General features: G+C 57.9%; 3 protein-coding genes and 1 pseudogene. 2 read left to right on the top strand and 2 right to left on the bottom strand.

The features are described 5' to 3' along the window. The first annotated feature begins 78 nt into the window (after positions 1–78). A complete protein-coding gene (locus tag NW819_RS04640) occupies positions 79–642 on the top strand; it encodes an ABC transporter permease (protein ID WP_414413035.1) in 564 nt (187 codons plus the stop codon). Positions 643–723: 81 nt separating this feature from the next. Continuing rightward, positions 724–1,392: a peptide-methionine (S)-S-oxide reductase MsrA gene (gene msrA / locus NW819_RS04635; RefSeq protein WP_414413034.1), complete on the top strand. Its 669-nt coding sequence runs from the start codon at positions 724–726 to the stop codon at positions 1,390–1,392. 16 nt (positions 1,393–1,408) lie between these two features. Here the strand turns inward: msrA and cysW are convergent, their stop codons facing one another. Both cysW and NW819_RS04625 read right to left on the bottom strand, forming a co-directional pair. After that, complete coding sequence (cysW, locus tag NW819_RS04630; RefSeq protein WP_414350068.1) at positions 1,409–2,242, bottom strand: sulfate ABC transporter permease subunit CysW; 834 nt, start codon at positions 2,240–2,242, stop codon at positions 1,409–1,411. Continuing rightward, a pseudogene (locus tag NW819_RS04625) lies at positions 2,232–2,456 on the bottom strand (sulfate ABC transporter permease subunit CysT); the annotation flags it as partial. The pseudogene NW819_RS04625 and the gene cysW, both read right to left, overlap by 11 nt.

Raw genomic sequence — 2,456 nt, 5'->3', positions numbered from 1 at the left:
ATTGTGTTGGCTTTTCCTCTGGCTTATACCATGGTCAGACTGGCCTCTCCTCGCTGAAAGGACTTTTTGTACTTGTTGGTGCTCCTACCGCTTTGGTCTAGTTATTTGATTCGGGTTTATGCCTGGAAGTTGATCCTGGCCAAAGAAGGGATCCTTACCTATCTACTCACCCATGTGGGCCTACAGGGCTGGGTGGAAAAGATTTTGCAGTTGCCCGGGATCGGTGGGCCATCGCTGGCTGTATCCAACTTGGGTATTTTCTTGGTGTTTCTCTATGTTTGGCTGCCCTATATGATTCTGCCGATCCAGGCGGCTTTGGAGCGAGTGCCTGATAGCTTAATTGAGGCTTCTGCAGATTTGGGAGCTCAGGGTTGGCAAACGTTCCGCCATGTTACTCTTCCCCTCGCGTTGCCAGGGATCCTGGCCGGGTCGGTCTTCACCTTTTCCTTAACGCTAGGAGATTTTGTGGTGCCTTATTCTCTGGGCAATTCCAGCTATTTCATCGGGCAGGCAGTTCTCGCCTTTCAGGGCACCTCTGGCAACATTCCCTTGGCGGCAGCCTTCACGGTTGTGCCGATGGGGATCATGACCGTCTATCTGCTAGTGGCCAAGCGGCTGGGGGCTTTTGAATCGGTGAGCTGACCCGATCAAGGATTTTTCCAACACATGAGGAGCCAACTGAGCTAGGCTGGTAACTGTTAACGAATGTATCGGGCTGTCCCTATGGTGCTCTTTGGCTTTGGCAAACTTGGCAAGAAACTGTCCCTGCCCAAACCGGAAGAAGCGTTGCCGGGCCGGGCCGAGCCGATGGTGATCGTGAATCGGCATTTTGTCAACGGCCATCCGCTGCAGCCGCCTTTTCCCGAGGGCATGGAGCTGGCCATGTTCGGCATGGGCTGCTTCTGGGGGGCAGAGCGCAAGTTTTGGCAGGTGCCAGGGGTGTTCAGCACAGCGGTGGGCTACGCCGGCGGGTTTACCCCCAACCCCACCTACGAAGAGGTCTGCACCGGCCTGACTGGCCACAACGAGGTGGTGCGGGTGGTTTACGACCCACCTCAGGTCAGCTATGCCCAACTGCTGAAGGTGTTTTGGGAAAATCACGACCCTACCCAGGGGATGCGCCAAGGCAATGATGTGGGCACCCAATACCGCTCCGGCATCTATGTGTATTCTCCGGCGCAGCGGGAGCTGGCGGAAAAAACCCGCGATCTCTATCAGCAGGCCCTGACCGCCCACGGCTACGGCCAGATCACCACCGAGATCTTAGACGCGCCTGAGTTTTACTACGCCGAAGACTACCACCAGCAATATCTGGCCAAGAATCCGCGCGGCTACTGCGGCCTGGGGGGCACTAAGGTTTGTCTGCCAGAGATCCTCACCGAGCCCGTCTGATCCACACCCTGACGGATCAAAAGATCCGGCGGGAATGGGATCCCCGCTCAAGGAACTCCCTAGCCACTAGGGTTACCACCGCCAGCAAGGAGAGCACCACCGCCGCCGCATAGGCTGAGCCGGTGGCATAACTGCGGTAGGCATCTTCCACGAACAGGGGCAAGGTCTGGGTGCGGCCAATGATGTTGCCGGAAACCACAGCCACAGCGCCGAACTCCCCCATGGCGCGGGCATTGGTCAAGATGACGCCGTACAGAAGGCCCCAGCGGATGTTGGGCAGGGTGATTCTCCAGAAGATCTGCCAGGGGGTCGCCCCCAGCGTTTTGGCGGCTTCTTCCTGGTCGGTGCCTGCCTCCTCCAACACCGGCAACACTTCCCGCGCCACAAAAGGAAGGGTGATGAAAGCCGTTGCCAACACAATGCCCGGAAATGCAAAGATAACCCGCAAGTTCCAGGATCCCAGCCAACCCTGACGCCCGAAGATGAGCACCAGCATTAGGCCAGCCACCACCGGGGAAATGGAAAAGGGCAGATCGATCAGGCTCAGCAGCAGCGCCCGCCCCGGAAAACGCCGATGAGCAATGGCCAAGGCAGCACAGAGGCCGAAAAAGGTATTGAGGGGCACAACGACCAGGGCGGTTAGCACCGTCAATCGCAGGGCACTGAGCAACTCCCGCTCTGTCAGGCGATGGAGAAAGGCTGGGATCCCTTCTCGAAACGCCTGATAGAAGATGTTCACCACCGGGATCCCCAGCAGCAGCGCGATGTAGAGCCCGACGATCCCGATCAACAGGCCCGACAGCCATGTTGAGGGCTTCGGTTTGACACCTGCTACCTCGTCAGGTTTCATGGCGACTTCCCCAGGCTTGCAGAAGGTTAATTACCACCAGCGACAGGAAAGAGATCCCCAACATCACCGTTCCGATCACGGTTGCCCCAGCATAGTCGTGTTGTTCCAGCCGCTGAATCACCAGCACCGCCGCAATCAAGTCCCGAAAGGGAATGCTGGAAGCGATGATCACCACAGAGCCGTATTCCCCCACGGCGCGGGAAAACCCCAGGGC

Origin of the sequence: Synechococcus sp. R8-2 (genome assembly GCF_047461715.1) — a bacterium.
Classification (GTDB): domain Bacteria; phylum Cyanobacteriota; class Cyanobacteriia; order Thermostichales; family Thermostichaceae; genus Thermostichus.
This window is presented reverse-complemented; position numbering and strand designations above follow the sequence as displayed.

Bases quoted from the DNA above. Each gene is read 5' to 3' on its own strand.
- cysW (WP_414350068.1), bottom strand. From the start codon at position 2,242: ATGAAACCTGACGAGGTAGCAGGTGTCAAACCGAAGCCCTCAACATGG.
- msrA (WP_414413034.1), top strand. From the start codon at position 724: ATGGTGCTCTTTGGCTTTGGCAAACTTGGCAAGAAACTGTCCCTGCCC.